Here is a 16,926-nt window from a genome sequence, read left to right as displayed (position 1 = left end):
CGCCCAGCGCCTAGGGTGGGGTCCGTCAGGGGGACGGGCCGTGGACCGTACGAACAGGGGGCATCCATGACAGAAGAGATTCACGACAACGTGCCGAGCAGGCAGCGCAAGCGCTTCCCGGGCATCTCGTCACGGGCGTACGAGCATCCCGCGGACCGCTCGGCGCTGGTGGCGCTGCGCAAGCTCACCGGGTTCGACACGGTGTTCAAGGCGCTCAGCGGGCTGCTGCCGGAGCGGAGCCTGCGCCTGCTGTTCCTGTCGGACTCGGTGCGCGTGAGCGAGGCGCAGTTCGCGCACCTGCACGGCATGCTCCTCGACGCGTGTTACGTCCTGGACCTGGCGAAGGTCCCCGCGATGTACGTGACGCAGGACCCGCGGCCCAACGCCATGTGCATCGGGCTGGACGAGCCGATCATCGTGGTGACGACCGGGCTGGTGGAGCTGCTCGACGAGGAGGAGATGCGGGCGGTCGTCGGGCACGAGGTGGGGCACGCCCTGTCCGGCCACTCGGTCTACCGCACGATCCTGCTCTTCCTCACCAACCTCGCGCTCAAGGTCGCGTGGATCCCGCTGGGCAACGTCGCGATCATGGCGATCGTGACGGCGCTGCGGGAGTGGTTCCGCAAGTCGGAACTGTCCGCGGACCGGGCGGGACTGCTGGTCGGTCAGGACCTCAAGGCGTCCATGCGCGGCCTGATGAAGATCGCGGGCGGGAACCACCTGCACGAGATGAACGTGGACGCGTTCCTGGAGCAGGCCGAGGAGTACGAGGCCGGGGGCGACCTGCGCGACTCGGTCCTCAAGATCCTCAACGTCCTGCCGCGGACGCACCCGTTCACCACGGTCCGGGCGGCGGAGCTGAAGAAGTGGGCGGAGAGCCGCGACTACCAGCGGATCCTGGACGGCCACTACCCCCGCCGCGACGAGGACAAGGACACGTCGGTGGCGGACTCCTTCCGCGACTCGGCGTCGCACTACGCGGACACGGTCCGCACCAGCAAGGACCCGCTGCTGAAGCTGGTCGGCAACATCGCGGGCGGCGCGGGGGACCTGGGCGGGAAGCTGCGGGACCGCTTCACGGGCGGTACGGCGGGGCCGAAGCCGCCGCGGGACCCGGACGCGGCGGAGGGCCAGGCCTGAGCCTGGGATCTCCACACGTACGCGGGCTCCCGCATCGGGGGCCGCGTACGCGCCCGGGCCCTACGGCGGCGCGGCTCTACGGCGTGGGTTCCGCCCCGGTCGACAGCGTGCCGCACAGGCCCGTCCCGATCGGGCCGGTCGAGAACGGGTTGGTGCCGGGGGGCCGCTCGGCCGGCGTGGTCCGCGCGCCCGCCAGGAGGGGCCGCAGCGTCGTCGGCGCCGCGGCCGAGCAGGCCTGCGGGCCGACCTGGGCCTGGCTCAGCAGCAGCTCGGCCTGGTGCTTCGCCAGGTCGTTCTGGTCGAAGCGGAAGCGCAGCTCGCGCCGGACGGTGTACAGCGAGGCGTCCTGGACGGGCTCCGCCGACGACCGGGCGGGCCGCACCGCGTAGACGAAGGTGTGGTCGGAGCTGACCTCCAGGATCCCCGGCCCCGTCTCCTCGACCCGGAGCGTGCCGTGCACGCGCACCTCGTCGGCGGCCGGGGCCACCTTCGCCGGGTCGAACCGCACCAGCCACCCGGCCGGGACGTGCCGCCCGTCGTCCGCCGGCGCGCTGAAGCTCCGGTCGAACTGGGTGTGCTGGTCCGGGTCGAGCAGTGCCCGTACGGGCCGTACGGTACGGCCGGCGAGGACGTCCGGGTCCAGCGAGGACGCCACGAGGTAGTCCTTGACGGTGGTCAGCGCGGCGACGACCTGGCTCTCCGTGAAACTTCTCGTCCCCCGCACGCCCGGCAGGGTGATCCCGGACGCCCCGGCGCGGAACTGCGCGGCCGGACTGTGCGCGTAGAGGTCGTCGGGGGTGCCGCCCGGCACCTTCCCGGCCGGGGCCAGCGGGATCACCGTCATCCGCAGCGCCTCGGCGGTGCCGTGGGTCGTGGGCCGGTACGGGCTGCGGACGCCCAGGTAGATCGCGGTGCCGAAGGCCAGGGCGACCACCAGGAGCAGGACGAGCGCCTGCCGGGGGCCGCGCATGAAGCCGCGGCGCCTGCCCCGCCTGACGTGCTTGGGCGGCAGGCTCCGCACCGCCGCGTGCGCGTGGTCGCCGCCCATCCGCTCCCGCGCCGAGTACTCCTGGAGCCGGGCAGCGCGGATGAACGATTCGTCGAAGACGACGGACCGGTACTCGTCATCGCCGTTGGGGGAGCCCTCGGGTGCCCCTTCAGGTGGCTCTCCGCGCCCTGCCATACCTTCAGGGTAGGTCGGCGGGGGCGAACATAAACGCGGTGACTCGGGGCGAGTTCCGGCGGGCGCCGTTGGTCCGTTCGGGTGAGCGGGCCCCGGAACGCCCCGGCCTGGCGCCGGGTCGGGCGGGGTCAGGGCGTGTGCGGTACGGCGCCGGTCGCCGGGGCCGTACGGTCCTGGGAGGCCCCGGGCCCGATCACGGGACCGATGACGGGCGCGCCCGAACGGGTCATGTCGACCCCGGTCGTGGCCGGCGCGGGCGCCGGTTCCTGGCGGCCGCTGGACGCGCCGCGGTAGACGGCGCTGAAGGCGAGCGCGACCATCCCGATGCCCATCAGCAGGGCGAGGAGCCAGGCGACGGGCCGGTGCCAGCGGGCGTTGCCGCGGTACGGGCGCAGGGCGCCGCCGTGCGGTCCGTACGGCCCCCGGTACCCGTCCGGGTCGTCGGGGTCGTACTCGGGGAGGTCGTCCTGGTCGTATCCGCCACCGGGTCCGTAGAACTCGTCGTAGAACTCGTCGTCCGGGGGCCCGCCGGAGCGCAGGCGGGCCGCCTCGGCGGCGGCGCGTGCCTCGGCGGCGGCCAGCAGCCGCTCGACGGCGCTCGGTTCGTGGAAGGTGGCGGACTTGATGAAGGCCTCGTCGAACACCACGGAGGCGAAGTCCTCGTCCGCGCCTCCGCGGTCGTCGTCGGGCTCCCAGCCGTCCGGGAACGGCCTGCCCCCCACGTCGTCCGGCACGATCCCAGGGTAAACCGGGCGCGTCGTTTTGGGCAGGTGGAGTCCGAAGTCCGGTCAAGCCGTCACCTGGTGTGACCGTCCCCGGTGACGATGTACTTGGTGGACGTGAGTTCCGGCAGCCCCATCGGCCCGCGGGCGTGCAGCTTCTGGGTGGAGATGCCGATCTCGGCGCCGAACCCGAACTGGCCGCCGTCGGTGAACCGGGTCGAGGCGTTCACCGCGACCGTCGTGGAGTCCACCAACTGGGTGAATCGGCGGGCGGCGGCCTGCGAGGTGGTCACGATCGCCTCGGTGTGGCCCGAGGACCAGAGCCTGATGTGCGCGACGGCCGAGTCCAGCGAGTCCACGACAGCCGCGGCGATGTCGTACGACAGGTACTCGGTCTCCCAGTCCTCCGCCGTGGCCGCCACGACGGTCGCCTTGGTGCCGGCGGCGTAGGCGAGGACCCGCTCGTCGGCGTGCACGGTCACGCCCGCGTCGGCGAGCGCGTCCAGCGCGCGGGGCAGGAACGCCGCCGCGATGTCCTGGTGGACGAGGAGCGTCTCGGCGGAGTTGCAGACGCTGGGCCGCTGGGCCTTGGAGTTGATCAGGATGTCGACGGCCATGTCGAGGTCGGTCTCGGCGTCCACGTACACATGGCAGTTGCCGGTGCCGGTCTCGATGACCGGGACGGTGGACTCCTCAACGACCGTACGGATCAGGGAGGCGCCGCCGCGCGGGATGAGGACGTCGACCAGGCCGCGCGCCCGCATCAGCTCGCGTACGGAGTCCCGGCCCTCGCCGGGCACCAACTGGACTGCGTCGGCGGGCAGCCCGGCGCCTCCGACGGCGTCGCGCAGCACCCGGACGAGCGCGGTGTTGGAGGAGATCGCGGAGGACGAGCCGCGCAGCAGTACGGCGTTGCCCGACTTGAGGCACAGGGCGGCGGCGTCCACGGTGACGTTGGGGCGGGCCTCGTAGATGATCCCGACGACGCCGAGGGGCACCCGTACCTGCCGCAGGTCGATGCCGTTGGGCAGCGTCGAGCCGCGCACGACCTCGCCGACCGGGTCGGGCAGCGCCGCCACGTCCCGGACGTCGGCGGCGATGGCCCGCACCCGCTCGGGGGTGAGGGTCAGCCGGTCGATGACGGTCTCGGTGGCACCCGCCTCCCGGGCCCGGGCGACGTCCTCGGCGTTGGCCGTGACGATCTCGTGGGTACGGACCTCCAGCGCGTCCGCGATCGCCAGGAGGGCGTCGTCCTTGGCCGCGCGCGGCAGCGGCGCGATGTCGGCGGCCGCCGCCCGGGAACGGTAGGCGGTCCTGGCGACCGGGGAGAGATTGTCGTACGGCGAGAGCGAGGTCATGCCCGCAGGGTAGTGCGCGCCCCGCGGGCATTCCGCACGTATTCCGCACTCCGAGACACGCCGTGGGACGCGTGGGCCGGGTGCGGCGGACGGGTCAGAACGGATGGACCCCCACGGGCGCGGCGGGCGGCGGCCCGTACCCCTCCGCGATGCGCTGGTGGTACGTCTCCCGGTCGATGACCTCCAGGCCGACGATCTCCCACGGCGGCAGCTTCGCGCTGGAGCGGTGCTCGCCCCAGAGCCGCAGCGCCACGGCGGCCGCGTCGTGCAGGTCCCGGGCCTCCTCCCAGTAGCGGATCTCCGCGTGGTCGTTGGCGTACCGGCTGGTCAGCAGGAAGGGGTGGTCGTGGGCCAGCTGTTCCAGGCCACGCCTGACCTCCGTCAGCGGGGCCTCGGAGCCCGAGACGCTGAGTGTGATGTGCCAGAGCTTGGACACCTGGCGCTCTTCCCCGCGCGCGTCCTTCGCCGATCCGGCCTCCCTCTGTGACCCGTTGTCGTCGCCGCCGTCGCGGTCGAAGTCCTGTCCCGCTTCGACGCTGGTCAGGGCACGTGTCTTCCCCGCCACCCGCCTGGCGTCGGCACTGCCGCCGTTCCCTCGGGGCACCGCCCCCGGGCGCGCTCGTCTCACCAGCGGCCTCCTGTTTGTTGCTGCGTCGTCGTGCTGTTCCCCTGTGGACCGACCGGTCCTGACCCCGAAGGTCGCCCCTGGGACCGGCCCTTGGATTACCCCTGGGACAAAGTTGACCAGCCCGGGAGTCGACGTGGGGCGGTTTTCCCCAAGGTCCCTGCTCAACGGCGTTGCTTTCGGCCGTTTCAGAGCCGCGGGCCCGGGTGGAGGATCACCAGATCGTCCCTGTGTACGACCTCGCGTTCGTAGGCGGGGCCCAGTTCGCGGGCCAGTTCGCGGGTGGAGCGGCCGAGGAGCTGGGGGATCTCCTTCGCGTCAAAGTTGACGAGCCCGCGGGCGACGGCGCGGCCCTCGGTGTCGCGCAGTTCCACGGGGTCGCCCGCGCTGAACTCGCCCTCCACGGCGGCGATCCCGGCCGGCAGCAGCGAGGTGCGGCGCTCCACGACGGCCCGTACGGCGCCGTCGTCGAGGGTGAGGGCGCCCTGCGGGGTGGAGGCGTGGGCCAGCCAGAGGAGGCGGTCGGCCGAGCGGCGTCCGGTGCGGTGGAAGTACGTGCCGGTGTCGCGGCCCGCGAGGCCGTCGGCGGCGTGACTGGCGGAGGTGAGCACGACCGGGATCCCGGCGGCGGCGGCGATCCTGGCGGCCTCGACCTTGGTGACCATGCCGCCGGTGCCCACACCCGCCTTGCCCGCGCTGCCCAGCGAGACGCCCGCGAGGTCGGCGGGGCCGCGGACCTCGGCGATCCGGGTGGTGCCGGGGGTGCTCGGGTTGCCGTCGTAGAGGCCGTCGACGTCGGAGAGCAGGACGAGGAGGTCGGCCCGGACGAGGTGGGCGACGAGCGCCGCCAGCCGGTCGTTGTCGCCGAAGCGGATCTCGTCGGTGGCGACGGTGTCGTTCTCGTTGACGACGGGGATCGCGCCCATGCCGAGGAGTTGGTCCAGGGTGCGGTAGGCGTTGCGGTAGTGGGCGCGGCGGCTGGTGTCGTCGGTGGTCAGGAGCACCTGGCCGACCCGGACGCCGTACCGGGCGAAGGAAGCGGTGTACCGGGCGACCAGGAGCCCCTGGCCGACGCTCGCGGCGGCCTGCTGGCGCGCCAGGTCCTTGGGGCGTCCGGTGAGGCCGAGCGGTGCGAGTCCGGCGGCGATGGCGCCGCTGGACACGAGCACGATCTCCTTGGGGCCGTTCTCGCCCGGTGCCTGCTCGCCGTGCCCGCCGCGCACCGTGGCCAGGACGTCCACCAGGGCGTCGACCCGGTCGGCGTCGAGCCCGCCGGAGGCGGTCGTCAGCGAGGAGGAACCAACCTTGACGACGATCCTGCGGGCCCCTGCCACCACGTCCTGCCGTACCGCTGCCACGTGCCTTGCCTCTGCTCTCACTGTCGGGCCGCCTCCCGGCCGATCAGCGTACGCGTACCCGGGCAGCGGGCGGCGGGGCTTTTCAGCCGCTGAGACGGCGGGCGCGCAACTCGCCGCGGAAGGACACGCAGTCCTCGTACGCGGGCAGCAGGCCCTGCCGCTCGGCCTCGGCCAGGGTGGGCGCCTCGGCGTCCTTGGGCGAGAGCAGCGGGGGGATGTCGGTGGGCCACTCGACGGCCAGGGCGGGGTCGAGCGGGTGGATGCCGTGCTCGCGGGTGGGCGCGTACCCCTCGGAGCAGAGGTAGACGACGACCGTGTCGTCGGTCAGCGCGAGGAAGGCGTGCCCGAGCCCCTCGGAGAGGTAGAGGGCGTGGTGGGTCTCGTCGTCGAGCCGGACGATCTCCGACTGCCCGTACGTGGGCGAGCCGACCCGGATGTCCACGACGGCGTCCAGGATCGCGCCGCGCACGCACTTGACGTACTTGGCCTGGCTGGGCGGCACGTCGGCGTAGTGGATGCCGCGCAGGGTCCCCCGCTTGGAGACCGAGTAGTTGGCCTGGGCGAGGTCGAGGTCCTGGCCGGTCGCCTCGCGGAAGTCGGCGGCGCGGAACCACTCGTGGAAGCTGCCGCGCTCGTCGGGGAACACCTTGGGTTCGTGGATCCAGGCGCCTTCGATCGACAGGGGTCGCATGATGTGTGCTGATTCCTCGCTGTGGCCGTGCGCCGACGGGCGTACGGAAGTGGCATACGGAAAAGGTCAGTCGGAGGCGGGCGCCGGCGTCATCGGCTCAGGCTGCGGCGGACCCGGCCGAGCACCCGCCGCAGCAGGGGCCGCTTGGCAGGAGCCACCGTCGCCGCGGGGGCCGCCTTCTTCTTGCGCGGCAGCGCGCTCGCCGCGACGACCGTCGCCGCGCCGTCCTCGGTGAACTTCAGGCCGACGGGCAGGGCCGTCCAGCGCGGCGCGCCGCGCTTGGCGGACGGCAGCCCCAGTTCCAGGCGCCAGGCCCGGCCCGTGGGCGGCGCGGGCAGCTCCGCGGTGAGGAGCGACGCGTCCCCCTTGGCGACGAGCGTGGCCGGGGTCTCGGTCTTCCCGCCGGCGACCGTGTCCGTCAGGCGCAGCCGCACGTCCTGCGGGTCGGCGGTGTGCAGCCGCACCGGTACGGCGAGGGTGCCCGCGTCGTACGTCACGTCGGTGGGGGTGATGTCCGCGACGTCACGGTCGAAGCGGCTGGTGGCGTGGTCGACGTCCAGCGAGACGTTGCCGTGTGGCTCGGTCCAGTAGGGCAGCACCAGGCGCCGGGGCGCGCCGCTGAGGGCACCCTGGCGGGCCGCGTCCACGTTCTCCCCGCGGACGGCTCCCAGCCGGGCTTCCTTCGTCCAGCCGCAGGCGCTGATCCGGAAGTGGATGTCCCAGATGCCGGGGCCGAGCGGGGCGCGGTTGGCGGCGATCTCGGGGTCCACGACCGACTCGGCGTGCAGGAGGAGCCGGAAGGCCCCGTCCTCCGCCACCCGCTCGCGGGTCAGCTCGACGGGCTGGTAGAACTCGGCGGCCGTGGCGCGTTCCCGTACGACGAGGTCGACCTTGGCCCGGTCCACCGGGGCGGCCGTGCTTGCCCCGAGCTCCCGGATCTCGGCGACGGTCTCCGCGGGGAAGGGCAGGCCGAGGCGGTCCTCGCCGTCCTCGGTGCGGAAGGTGATCGGGGAGCCGTTCACCTCGTACTCGGCGGTGAAGCCGATGCGCAGCGCCCCGGCCTCCCAGCCGAGCGACTCCAGCCAGGCGGTGGGCTTGATCTCCGCCTCCCACCGGGCCAGCTCCTCCAGGTCGGCGAAGCGGTCGGCGACGATCAGCGCGGCGACGATCTGCTGGGTGGGCGCGAGCCCGGCGGCGACCCCGGGGCCCATCCGCTCGACGACGACCTTGCGGATCTCGTCGTACAGCTCGCGGCGGTAGTCCTCGGGCAGGGCCAGGAGCCGGCGCCCGCGCAGCCGCTCGACCATCTCGTTGCGCAGCCAGCGGCGGTAGAGCTTGTCGCGGAGCGCGCCGGGCTCGGTGTTGCGCTCGACGACGTCCAGCGCCTCGCGCAGGTTCGCGAAGTAGCCGACCGGGTCGAAGCGCTGGAAGCCGGCGTTCGACGCGTCCTCACGCTTGACGTGGTAGTAGCAGAGGTAGTCGCTCAGCACCGCGATGTTCGACGCGAGCAAGTAGGTCTCGGCGACGAAGACATGGTCCTCCAGCCGGCGCCGGCCTTCCTTGAACCGGATGTCGTGGGAGTCCAGGAAGGACTTCCGGAACATCTTGTGCGGGGTCAGGCTGTCGATCAGCGGGGCGTTGTCGACGCTCGCGCGCGGGCGGTTGACCCGGAACAGTTCGAGCGGGACCGGCCGGCCCTTGCCCGCCATCTTGCCGACGATCACGTCGGCGTCGTTGGCGACGCCGTACTCATACATCCGCTCCAGGGCTTCGTCACCGAGCCAGTCGTCGTTGTCGACGAACATCACGAACTCGCCCTGTGCCGCGGCGATCCCGACGTTGCGCGGCTTCCCGGACCAGCCGGACGGCTCCTGGTGGATCACGTGCATGTGGGGGTGCTCGGCGGCGAGCCGGTCGAGCCGCGCGGGGGTCTCGTCCGTCGATCCGTCGTTGACGAAGATGGCTTCGTACGCGTCGTCCGGCAGGCTCTGGCGCAGCAACGAGGAGATGCAGTCCTCGATGTACGGACCGGGGTTGTACACCGGAATAACCACGCTGACCTTGACGGACATGCAGAAAGCCCCACTGGTGAAGTCGGCCCCGGCGTCTGGTCGCGGGACATCGGAAACCCACAATATCCCCTGGCCGTAACCCCTCGGCCATGTTGTCCACAGCCTCGGCCACCCGGCCCGATGGTCGTACCGGACCGGGTGGCCGGCGGTTCAGCGGCCGACGGACTCGATCTGCTTGCGCAGCGGACCGAACGCGGAGCGCCCGCGGCGCAGGTCGCGGGCGCGGGTGAGCCCGCGCCAGAAGTCCGCGCCGAGGACGGTCTCGGGGGCGATCGCGTTCTTGCGGACGATCACCTCGTCCGGGACGGCCTGCGGGTCCGGGACGACGTACTCCTCGATGATCTTGTCGTACGCGTCCTTGAGGACCGTGCTGGTCGGGTCGGCGCCGAAGACGAGCACCACGCCGGTCGGCTGCGTGTCGACCTCGACCACGAGCAGGTCGGGGCGGAAGCGGCGGAGCACGGTGGCGACCTTGTAGACGTCCCCGGTCCAGGCGTCGGTGTGGCGGTCGCGGGCCGCCTCGTCGATGTTGCGGGGCAGCATGTCGTCGAGGACGATCACGCTCGACCAGCGCGCGTGGCGCTCGACGTTCATGAAGTCGCGCAGGGCGAACTCGAAGAGGTGCATGCCGTCGATGAACGACAGGTCGAGCTTGGGGTCCCCGCCGAACAGCGCGAAGGGGTCCTTGCGGGCCAGCGCGCGGAACGGGTTGCGCTGGGGCCGCAGGTGCAGCAGGGGGTCCTTGCGGGCGAAGAAGTCGTCGCTGGTCGCACGGACCAGGTGGACGTCGCAGCTGAGCGCCTTGACCACCTTGAAGGCGGGGTCGACCGCTACGGAGGGAGCGCGGGAGAGAGCCAGGCTGCGACCGTCGTTGACCCCGATCTCCAGGTAGGTACGGGGTTTGTAGACGCGGTGCAGTTGACGCAGGAAACCGTGGCGATCCACTGAGGGCCCTTCACTGAGAAGCAAACATTGGAGTCGTTAATTCCGAGTGAAGGTAGTCCCTCAGCGGACAGAACGTAAATGGCTACCGACCGGTAGCAGCGCCTCCGCGCTCGCTCTCCAGCAAGGCCGGGAAGGCTTCCGCGAGCGCTTCACGCCACTCCCGCGGCGGGGCGAGTCCGGCCTCCTTCCACCGGTCGTGTCCCAGCACGCTGTAGGCGGGCCGGGGCGCGGGCCGGACGAAGGACTCGCTGGTCGTGGGGCGCACCCGGGCGGGGTCGGCGCCGAGCAGCCGGAAGATCTCCCGCGTGAGGCCGAACCAGGTCGTTTCGCCCCCGTTCGTCCCGTGGTAGACGCCGGCCGGCGCCTCCCCCCGCAGGGCGCTCCTGCCGAGGTCCGCCAGCAGCCGCGCGAGGTCCGCCGACCAGGTGGGCTGACCCCTCTGGTCATTCACCACATCGAGGGTGTCCTTGACGCCCTCCAGCTTGATCATTGTTCGGATGAAATTGCCGCCGCCGGCGCCGTAGAGCCACGCGGTACGGACGACGAACCCGGTCTCCGGGAGCGTCTCCAGCACGGCGCGCTCGCCGGCGGCCTTCGTACGGCCGTAGGCGTTGAGCGGCGCCAGCGGGGCGTCCTCCGGGTACGGGGAGGCCGCGTCGCCCGCGAGGACGTAGTCCGTGGAGACCTGGAGCAGGAGGGCGCCGGAGTCCCGGCAGGCCTCGGCGAGGACCCGGGGGCCGGTGCCGTTGGCCGCGAGGGCGGCCTCCTCCGCGGACTCGGCGTCGTCCACCGCCGTCCAGGCCGCGCAGTTCACCACGACCGCGGGGCGGTGCTCGTCCAGGGCGGCCCGTACGGACGCGGGGTCGGTGATGTCCAGGGCGGCCCGGGACAGGCCGGTCACGGCCTCCCCGTCCGCCGCGAGCCGGGCCAGCAGGTCCTGGCCCAGCATCCCGCCCGCCCCGGTGACCAGCCAGCGGCTCACAGGGCAGCACGCTCCTTGAGGGGCTCCCACCACGCGCGGTTGTCGCGGTACCAGGCCACGGTCTCGGCGAGGCCGGCGGCGAAGTCCTTGCGGGGCGTGTAGCCCAGCTCGGTGCTGATCTTCGTGCAGTCGACGGAGTAGCGCCGGTCGTGGCCCTTGCGGTCGGTGACGTACTCGACGCTGGTGTCCCAGTCCGCCCCGCACGCCTCCAGCAGCAGCCCGGTCAGCTTTTTGTTGGACAGTTCCGTACCGCCGCCGATGTTGTAGACCTCGCCCGCGCGGCCCTTCGTACGGACCAGCTCGATGCCCTGGACGTGGTCGTCGATGTGCAGCCAGTCGCGCACGTTGCCGCCGTCGCCGTAGAGCGGGACCTTCTTGCCGTCCAGCAGGTTCGTGATGAACAGCGGGATGACCTTCTCGGGGAAGTGGTGGTGCCCGTAGTTGTTGGAGCAGCGGGTCACGCGCACGTCGAGGCCGTGGGTGCGGTGGTACGAGAGCGCGATCAGGTCGCTGGACGCCTTCGCGGCCGAGTACGGCGAGTTGGGCGCCAGCGGGTCGGTCTCGGGCCAGGAACCCTCGTCGATCGAGCCGTAGACCTCGTCGGTGGAGATGTGCACGAAGGTCTTCACCCCGGCGCGGTGGGCCGCGTCGATCAGGGTGTGCGTGCCGACGACGTTCGTACGGACGAACTCGGCGCCGCCGTCGATGGAGCGGTCGACGTGGGACTCGGCGGCGAAGTGCACCACCTGGTCGTGCTCGGCCATCAGCTTGGCGGCCAGCTGGGGGTCGCAGATGTCACCCTCGACGAAGGAGAACCCGGGGTGGTCACGGACCTCGTCGAGGTTGGCCGGGTTGCCGGCGTAGGTGAGCTTGTCGAGCACGGTGACGGCGATGTCGCCGGGGCCCTGCGGGCCGAGCACCGTACGGACGTAGTGCGAGCCGATGAAGCCGGCCCCGCCGGTCACCAGGATCCTGGTGGGGCGGCCGGAAGTGGCGGAGGTTGTCATGACGAGATCTGTACCTTGCTGTGGTCGCCGAGGACAAGGCGGTGGGCGGACGGGTGGCGGGGGGCGGGGGTGACCTCGACGTTGCGGCCGATCAGCGACGCCTCGACGCGGTGGACACCGGTGATGGAGGCACCCCGCAGGATGATGGAGTACTCGATCTCGCTGTCCTCGATCGTGCACTCCTCGGAGACCGAGGTGAAGGGGCCGATGTAGGCGTCGCTGACCACCGTGTCCGCGCCGATGATCGCGGGGCCGACGATCCGGCTTCCCGTCACCTTCGCGCCCTTCTCGATCCTGACGCGGCCGATGATCTCGCTGGCCTCGTCGACCGTGCCGTCGCAGTGGGGCTCGATCCGCTCCAGCACCGACCGGTTGACCTCCAGCATGTCGGTGACGTTGCCGGTGTCCTTCCAGTACCCGGAGATGGTGGTGGACCGGACGTCCCGCTTCTGGTCGATCAGCCACTGGATGGCGTGGGTGATCTCCAGCTCGCCGCGCCAGGAGGGGTCGATGGACCGTACGGCCTCGTGGATGGCCGGGGTGAAGAGGTACACGCCGACCAGCGCGAGGTCGCTCTTCGGCTGCTTCGGCTTCTCCTCCAGGGCCACCACCCGGCCGCCGAGGTCGAGTTCGGCCACACCGAAGGAGGTCGGGTTGGGCACCTGGGTCAGCAGGATCTGCGCGTCGGGCCGCTCGGCGCGGAACCCGTCGACGAGACCGGAGATGCCGCCGACGATGAAGTTGTCGCCCAGGTACATCACGAAGTCGTCGTCGCCCAGGTACTCGCGGGCGATCAGCACCGCGTGCGCCAGGCCGAGCGGGGCGTCCTGCTGGAGGTAGGTGACCTCCATGCCGAACTGCGAGCCGTCGCCGACCGCCTCGCGGATCTCGTCCGCGGTGTCGCCGACGATCACGCCGACCTCAGTGATGCCCGCTTCCGCGATGGCTTCCAGGCCGTAGAAGAGCACCGGCTTGTTCGCCACCGGTACCAGTTGTTTGGCGGAGGTGTGCGTGATGGGGCGCAGACGGGTACCCGCCCCACCGGACAGCACGAGAGCCTTCACGTTTTCCGACCTCACTGATGTTTGTTGGTTCGCGGTTGGTGCCCGCGCTGACACGCGTCAGGCGCGATTTTACCCAGCGTTTCCTGTCAGGGCGCTCCGCGGCCACCTGCGGACCGGCCCGCGGACGCGCTCCCGGCCCCGTTCCGGGTGACGCGGGAGTCCCTGGTCATCCGCGCGCCGTCAGGGCGCGCACCCTGCCCCGTACACGCCGGACGGCCCACCGCGCGAGGGGCCCGGGCCTGCGGATGGTCCGCGCCGGCTCGACGCGGCGCTTGCCCGACCAGTCGTTCACGGTGACCTCGTACGTCACGTCCGGCACACCCGCCCCGGGGCTGCCGAAGTGCGGGAAGGCCAGGTACGTCATGCCGCCCTTGCGGACGACCTCGGGCGCGGCGCCGTCCCTGATGAAGGTGAGGACGTCGAGGAGCAGGTCGAGCCGGCCCCGGGCGACACATTCCAGGCGCAGCCGCTCGTTCACCTTGAGGCGGGCCGCGAGACCCGGCGTCCAGTGTTCGGCCATCAGGGGCGCGGCGAGCTCCATCTTGTGGCGCCTGACGTCGTCGGACTCCTTGAGCAGGCGCGGGGTGAACTGCTGGAGCAGGGTGATCGTGAACGGCCGCACCATCAGCTTGTCGCGCTTCACGCCGGGCGGTACGAGGTCGGCGATCAGCCGCATCAGGGCCCGCGCCGAGTCGAACCGCAGCACGTACCCGCCGGACCTGGTGACGTGCTTGCCGTCGTCACGGCCGACGAGGTAGTAGCAGGTGTGATCGGCGACGATGGAGACACCGGCGCCGCGCAGGAACGCCTCCAGGGTGAAGAGGGCGTCCTCGCCGGTCCTCAGGCCCTCGTCGAAGGTCAGGTCCAGCCGGGTGAGCAGATCGCGCCGGAAGAGCTTCTGCGCGCTGAGCGTGAAGATGGCGCGCGAGTTGTAGAGGTCGACCCGCTCGACGGTCCTGCCCCACATGGAGGAGGGGGCGGTGCGGTTGACGCCCTCGACCTTGCCGAGCACCACGTCCGTACCGGCGCGGTCGGCCATGGCGACCATCCGCTCCAACGCCTCCTCGCCGAAGTAGTCGTCGGCGTCGAGGAAGAACACATAGCGGCCGCGCGCCAGGGAAAGGCCCACATTGCGGGGGCCGCTGGGCCCGCCGGAATTGGCCTGGCGCACCACTCTGGTGGGAACGGCGGACTCGGCGGCGAATTTCTCGAGGTACTCCCCTGTGCCGTCGGTCGAGCCGTCGTCGACGGCGACGATCTCGATCCGGCCGGCCCCCAGGGTCTGCTTCTCCACCGATTCCAGGCAGCGGACGAGATAAGGCATCGCCTCGTACGCGCCCACGATGACGCTCACATCAGGAACAGCCATGTTGTTCATCAGGTTTTAAGACAATCGCCGCCGAGCATCGGTTGCCTCGCCCTCATCACCTCAGTTGTGACGTCGCTCACGACGTGGTCGCGCCGCGCGCCGTCGTACGGTACGACACAGAAACCCGCGGCACACCGGAAGGTGCGCCGCGGGTCTTCGCTGCGAAGCGTCAGGACTCAGCCCCGGAGAGACGGATCCAGGTCGTTGTTCTCCGGCTCGACCAACGCGTCGGCGGCCGTCTCCAGCCCCTCCTCCGCCCTGGCCGCCACCGGCGCCGAGTCGTCCGGCGCAGCCGCCTCGGCCCCGCCCTCGGGCTCGGCGAGACGCTGCTCGACGCCGACGTTGCGCGACAGGGACTTGCCGGCCAGCGTGCGGGTGGCCGCGTTGAACTGCTCAATCGACGTGGGCTCGTCGGGACCCAGCAGATACCGCTTCAGCTCGTGCCGGGCGGCCGCCCTGGTGTCCGCGGCCGGGTCCGTCAGCGTGGCCAGCAGCTCGTCCAGCTCCGCGGCGCTGTTGGACAGGATCACCGCGGCCCGCACGGCGGTGTTCTGCCGCTTGAACTCCTCGGCGCCCAGGTCGGCGGAGTCGGTGACCGCGTACGGCTTGCCGCTCGCGATGAAGTCCGACACCACGCTGGAGATGTCGGAGACCATGGCGTCCGACTCGTTGAAGCAGTCGTACAGCCGCGGCTCGGCGCCGCTGATGACCCGGTGCTCCCACCAGCCGAAGGAACGCCAGTACGCCGCGTTCCACTCGGCCCTGAGCCGTGTCAGCTCCGCCTGCCGCGCCGGGTCGGCCTTGGCGTCACGCGACTCCTCGGCCTCGTCGCGGCTCGCGTCCGACCCCGCGGACAGCAGGGTCAGGCGCGCCTCGACGCGCTGGAGCTCGGCGCGGGCGGCGGCCTGCTCCTCGCGCAGCGCGGCGCTCGCCCAGCGGGTGTCGCCCGCGCGCTCCGCGGCGGCCTTCGCGACCAGCGCGACGATGCGCTCGTGCACGGCCTTCGCCTTGGGGCTGCGGGTCCCGGTGAAGGGGTGCGGCTTGTACAGGAGGCGTACGGGCCGCTCGGCGGCGAGCAGCCGCTTCACGATGTTCTCGCCGGCCAGCAGCAGGGAGGTGTTGCCCGGGTTGTCGTCCCAGCCCTCCCAGGTGGGCGCGTACAGCACGGTGGGGACGGGGTGGCGCGGCACGCCGGTCCCGGCCTCGATCGGGGCGAGCTGCGGGCGCCCCACCTCGACGATGTCCTGGTCGAGGACGCCGACGTCGGCGAGCGCGTACCGGTCGCGGCCGGCCCGGCCCGCCGTCCACACCTCGTCGTACGCCTTGCTGAACGGGTTGACGCTGGCGAGCTTGTCGCTGTCGCCGTGCCCGATGAAGACGTGCTTCATGGTCGGTACGCGCAGCATGTGGATGTTCTTGCCCACGTTCGCCGCGTACAGCGCGACCCGGACGGTCGACAGGTCCAGGTTCATCAGGTGCACCCCGCCGGGGACGCACAGGACCGGCACGGCCGTCGGCAGGAGCTGCTGGGCGATGACCCGCTCACGCAGCAGGATCAGCGGCCGGCCCTCCAGCTGGTCCATCGTCTCCAGCCACATGTTGACCTGGTACGCGGACTCCTTGGAGCCGGAGAAGTAGAGGATGGTCGTCGGCTTGTACGTGGCGAGCCAGCCGTCCACGGCCGCCAGGACCTTGTCGGCGGGCGGCACCAGCCGGCTGGGCCGCAGGTACGGCAGCAGGGCCAGGACGTACCCGACGCCGAACACCAGGGTGAGCCCGAGGGCCGCGTACCCGTAGAGGTTCTCGTCCGTGGCCAGCGCGGCGATCAGGCCCGCCATGGCGAAGAGGTCCAGGTGGAGCATCTTCTCGGCGGACCGCTGGAGCAGCCAGCGCGGCGGGGCGTCCGGGATCCGGATGGCGGAGAGGTCGATGTTCCGCGTGACCACGGGGAGCCGGCGGCGCAGCCGGAGGAGGGTCACCACCGCGCCGTGCGGGGCCTGGAGGCCGTAGAAGACGAGGACCGTCACGACGGTCACGTAGAAGATGCGGTCCTGACCGAGCCCGGAACGGGCGACGAGCAGCACGAGGAGCAGCTGCCGGATCAGGAAGCGGATGGACAGGCCGGCCCGCACCTTGGCGAGCCGGTTCACCAGATAGCTGCCGCGCTGGTGCAGATGCGCGTCCGCGAGGTAACTGACGGCTACCGCGGCTGTGAACAGCCAGATGTCAGGAATTATCGCGGCGAGCATGATGGACGGGAAACTCAGCACCAGAAGAAGTGCCGCTGCCAGCTCTGATCCGCTGCCTACCCGGGCGAGGCGAATGGCCGTCGAAATCACGAAAAACCTGCTCCAGACCGTGCCGGCTGATGACCTATGCGACGAAAGTGTGAAGACGGAGCTTCACGAAC

The 16,926-nt window shown here is 71.5% G+C and carries 14 protein-coding genes; 1 reads left to right on the top strand and 13 read right to left on the bottom strand.

Annotated features, from left to right (window positions below; genetic code table 11):
- Positions 1 to 66: 66 nt before the first annotated feature.
- Positions 67 to 1,140, top strand: coding sequence for a M48 family metallopeptidase (locus tag HA039_RS23575; RefSeq protein WP_167033147.1), 1,074 nt, complete (start codon positions 67 to 69; stop codon positions 1,138 to 1,140).
- Between the two features lie 76 nt (positions 1,141 to 1,216).
- On the opposite strand, the gene HA039_RS23570 is transcribed toward HA039_RS23575, so the two are convergent.
- From HA039_RS23570 to HA039_RS23510, 13 genes are all read right to left on the bottom strand, one after another.
- Positions 1,217 to 2,323, bottom strand: coding sequence for an SCO2583 family membrane protein (locus HA039_RS23570; protein WP_167033146.1), 1,107 nt, complete (start codon positions 2,321 to 2,323; stop codon positions 1,217 to 1,219).
- Positions 2,324 to 2,451: 128 nt separating this feature from the next.
- Entirely contained in the window at positions 2,452 to 3,057 is a 606-nt protein-coding gene (locus tag HA039_RS23565; protein ID WP_167033144.1) for an SCO2584 family spore wall biosynthesis protein, read from the bottom strand.
- Positions 3,058 to 3,119: 62 nt separating this feature from the next.
- Positions 3,120 to 4,403, bottom strand: a complete 1,284-nt coding sequence (locus HA039_RS23560) for a glutamate-5-semialdehyde dehydrogenase (protein WP_167033142.1) — start codon at positions 4,401 to 4,403, stop codon at positions 3,120 to 3,122.
- Positions 4,404 to 4,497: 94 nt separating this feature from the next.
- Positions 4,498 to 5,031, bottom strand: coding sequence for a hypothetical protein (locus tag HA039_RS23555; protein WP_167033140.1), 534 nt, complete (start codon positions 5,029 to 5,031; stop codon positions 4,498 to 4,500).
- A gap of 185 nt (positions 5,032 to 5,216) precedes the next feature.
- On the bottom strand, positions 5,217 to 6,362 hold the full coding sequence (gene proB / locus HA039_RS23550) for a glutamate 5-kinase (protein WP_167037474.1): 1,146 nt from the start codon (positions 6,360 to 6,362) through the stop codon (positions 5,217 to 5,219).
- Positions 6,363 to 6,468: 106 nt separating this feature from the next.
- On the bottom strand, positions 6,469 to 7,077 hold the full coding sequence (rfbC, locus tag HA039_RS23545) for a dTDP-4-dehydrorhamnose 3,5-epimerase (protein ID WP_167033138.1): 609 nt from the start codon (positions 7,075 to 7,077) through the stop codon (positions 6,469 to 6,471).
- An 89-nt stretch (positions 7,078 to 7,166) separates the two neighbouring features.
- Positions 7,167 to 9,149 carry a glycosyltransferase family 2 protein gene (locus tag HA039_RS23540; protein WP_167033136.1) on the bottom strand — a complete coding sequence of 661 codons (1,983 nt, stop codon included), beginning with the start codon at positions 9,147 to 9,149 and terminating at the stop codon, positions 7,167 to 7,169.
- A gap of 150 nt (positions 9,150 to 9,299) precedes the next feature.
- Positions 9,300 to 10,094, bottom strand: coding sequence for a class I SAM-dependent methyltransferase (locus HA039_RS23535; protein ID WP_167033134.1), 795 nt, complete (start codon positions 10,092 to 10,094; stop codon positions 9,300 to 9,302).
- Between the two features lie 82 nt (positions 10,095 to 10,176).
- Entirely contained in the window at positions 10,177 to 11,043 is an 867-nt protein-coding gene (gene rfbD, locus HA039_RS23530; RefSeq protein ID WP_243870241.1) for a dTDP-4-dehydrorhamnose reductase, read from the bottom strand.
- A 29-nt stretch (positions 11,044 to 11,072) separates the two neighbouring features.
- Positions 11,073 to 12,083 (bottom strand): dTDP-glucose 4,6-dehydratase, encoded by a 1,011-nt coding sequence (rfbB, locus tag HA039_RS23525; protein WP_167033130.1) that lies wholly within the window; start codon positions 12,081 to 12,083, stop codon positions 11,073 to 11,075.
- A complete protein-coding gene (locus tag HA039_RS23520) occupies positions 12,080 to 13,147 on the bottom strand; it encodes a glucose-1-phosphate thymidylyltransferase (protein WP_167033128.1) in 1,068 nt (355 codons plus the stop codon). Before HA039_RS23520 ends, rfbB begins: the two co-directional genes overlap by 4 nt.
- A gap of 166 nt (positions 13,148 to 13,313) precedes the next feature.
- On the bottom strand, positions 13,314 to 14,516 hold the full coding sequence (locus HA039_RS23515; RefSeq protein ID WP_243869688.1) for a glycosyltransferase family 2 protein: 1,203 nt from the start codon (positions 14,514 to 14,516) through the stop codon (positions 13,314 to 13,316).
- Between the two features lie 176 nt (positions 14,517 to 14,692).
- The gene (locus tag HA039_RS23510) at positions 14,693 to 16,855 is read right to left on the bottom strand and encodes a hypothetical protein (RefSeq protein ID WP_167033123.1); all 2,163 of its coding nucleotides are present in this window, start codon (positions 16,853 to 16,855) and stop codon (positions 14,693 to 14,695) included.
- Between the last annotated feature and the right edge of the window lie 71 nt (positions 16,856 to 16,926).

This window comes from Streptomyces liangshanensis, assembly GCF_011694815.1.
Lineage (GTDB): Bacteria > Actinomycetota > Actinomycetes > Streptomycetales > Streptomycetaceae > Streptomyces > Streptomyces liangshanensis.
Note: the sequence above shows the minus strand (reverse complement) of the source record. Positions and strands in the feature narration are given on the sequence as shown.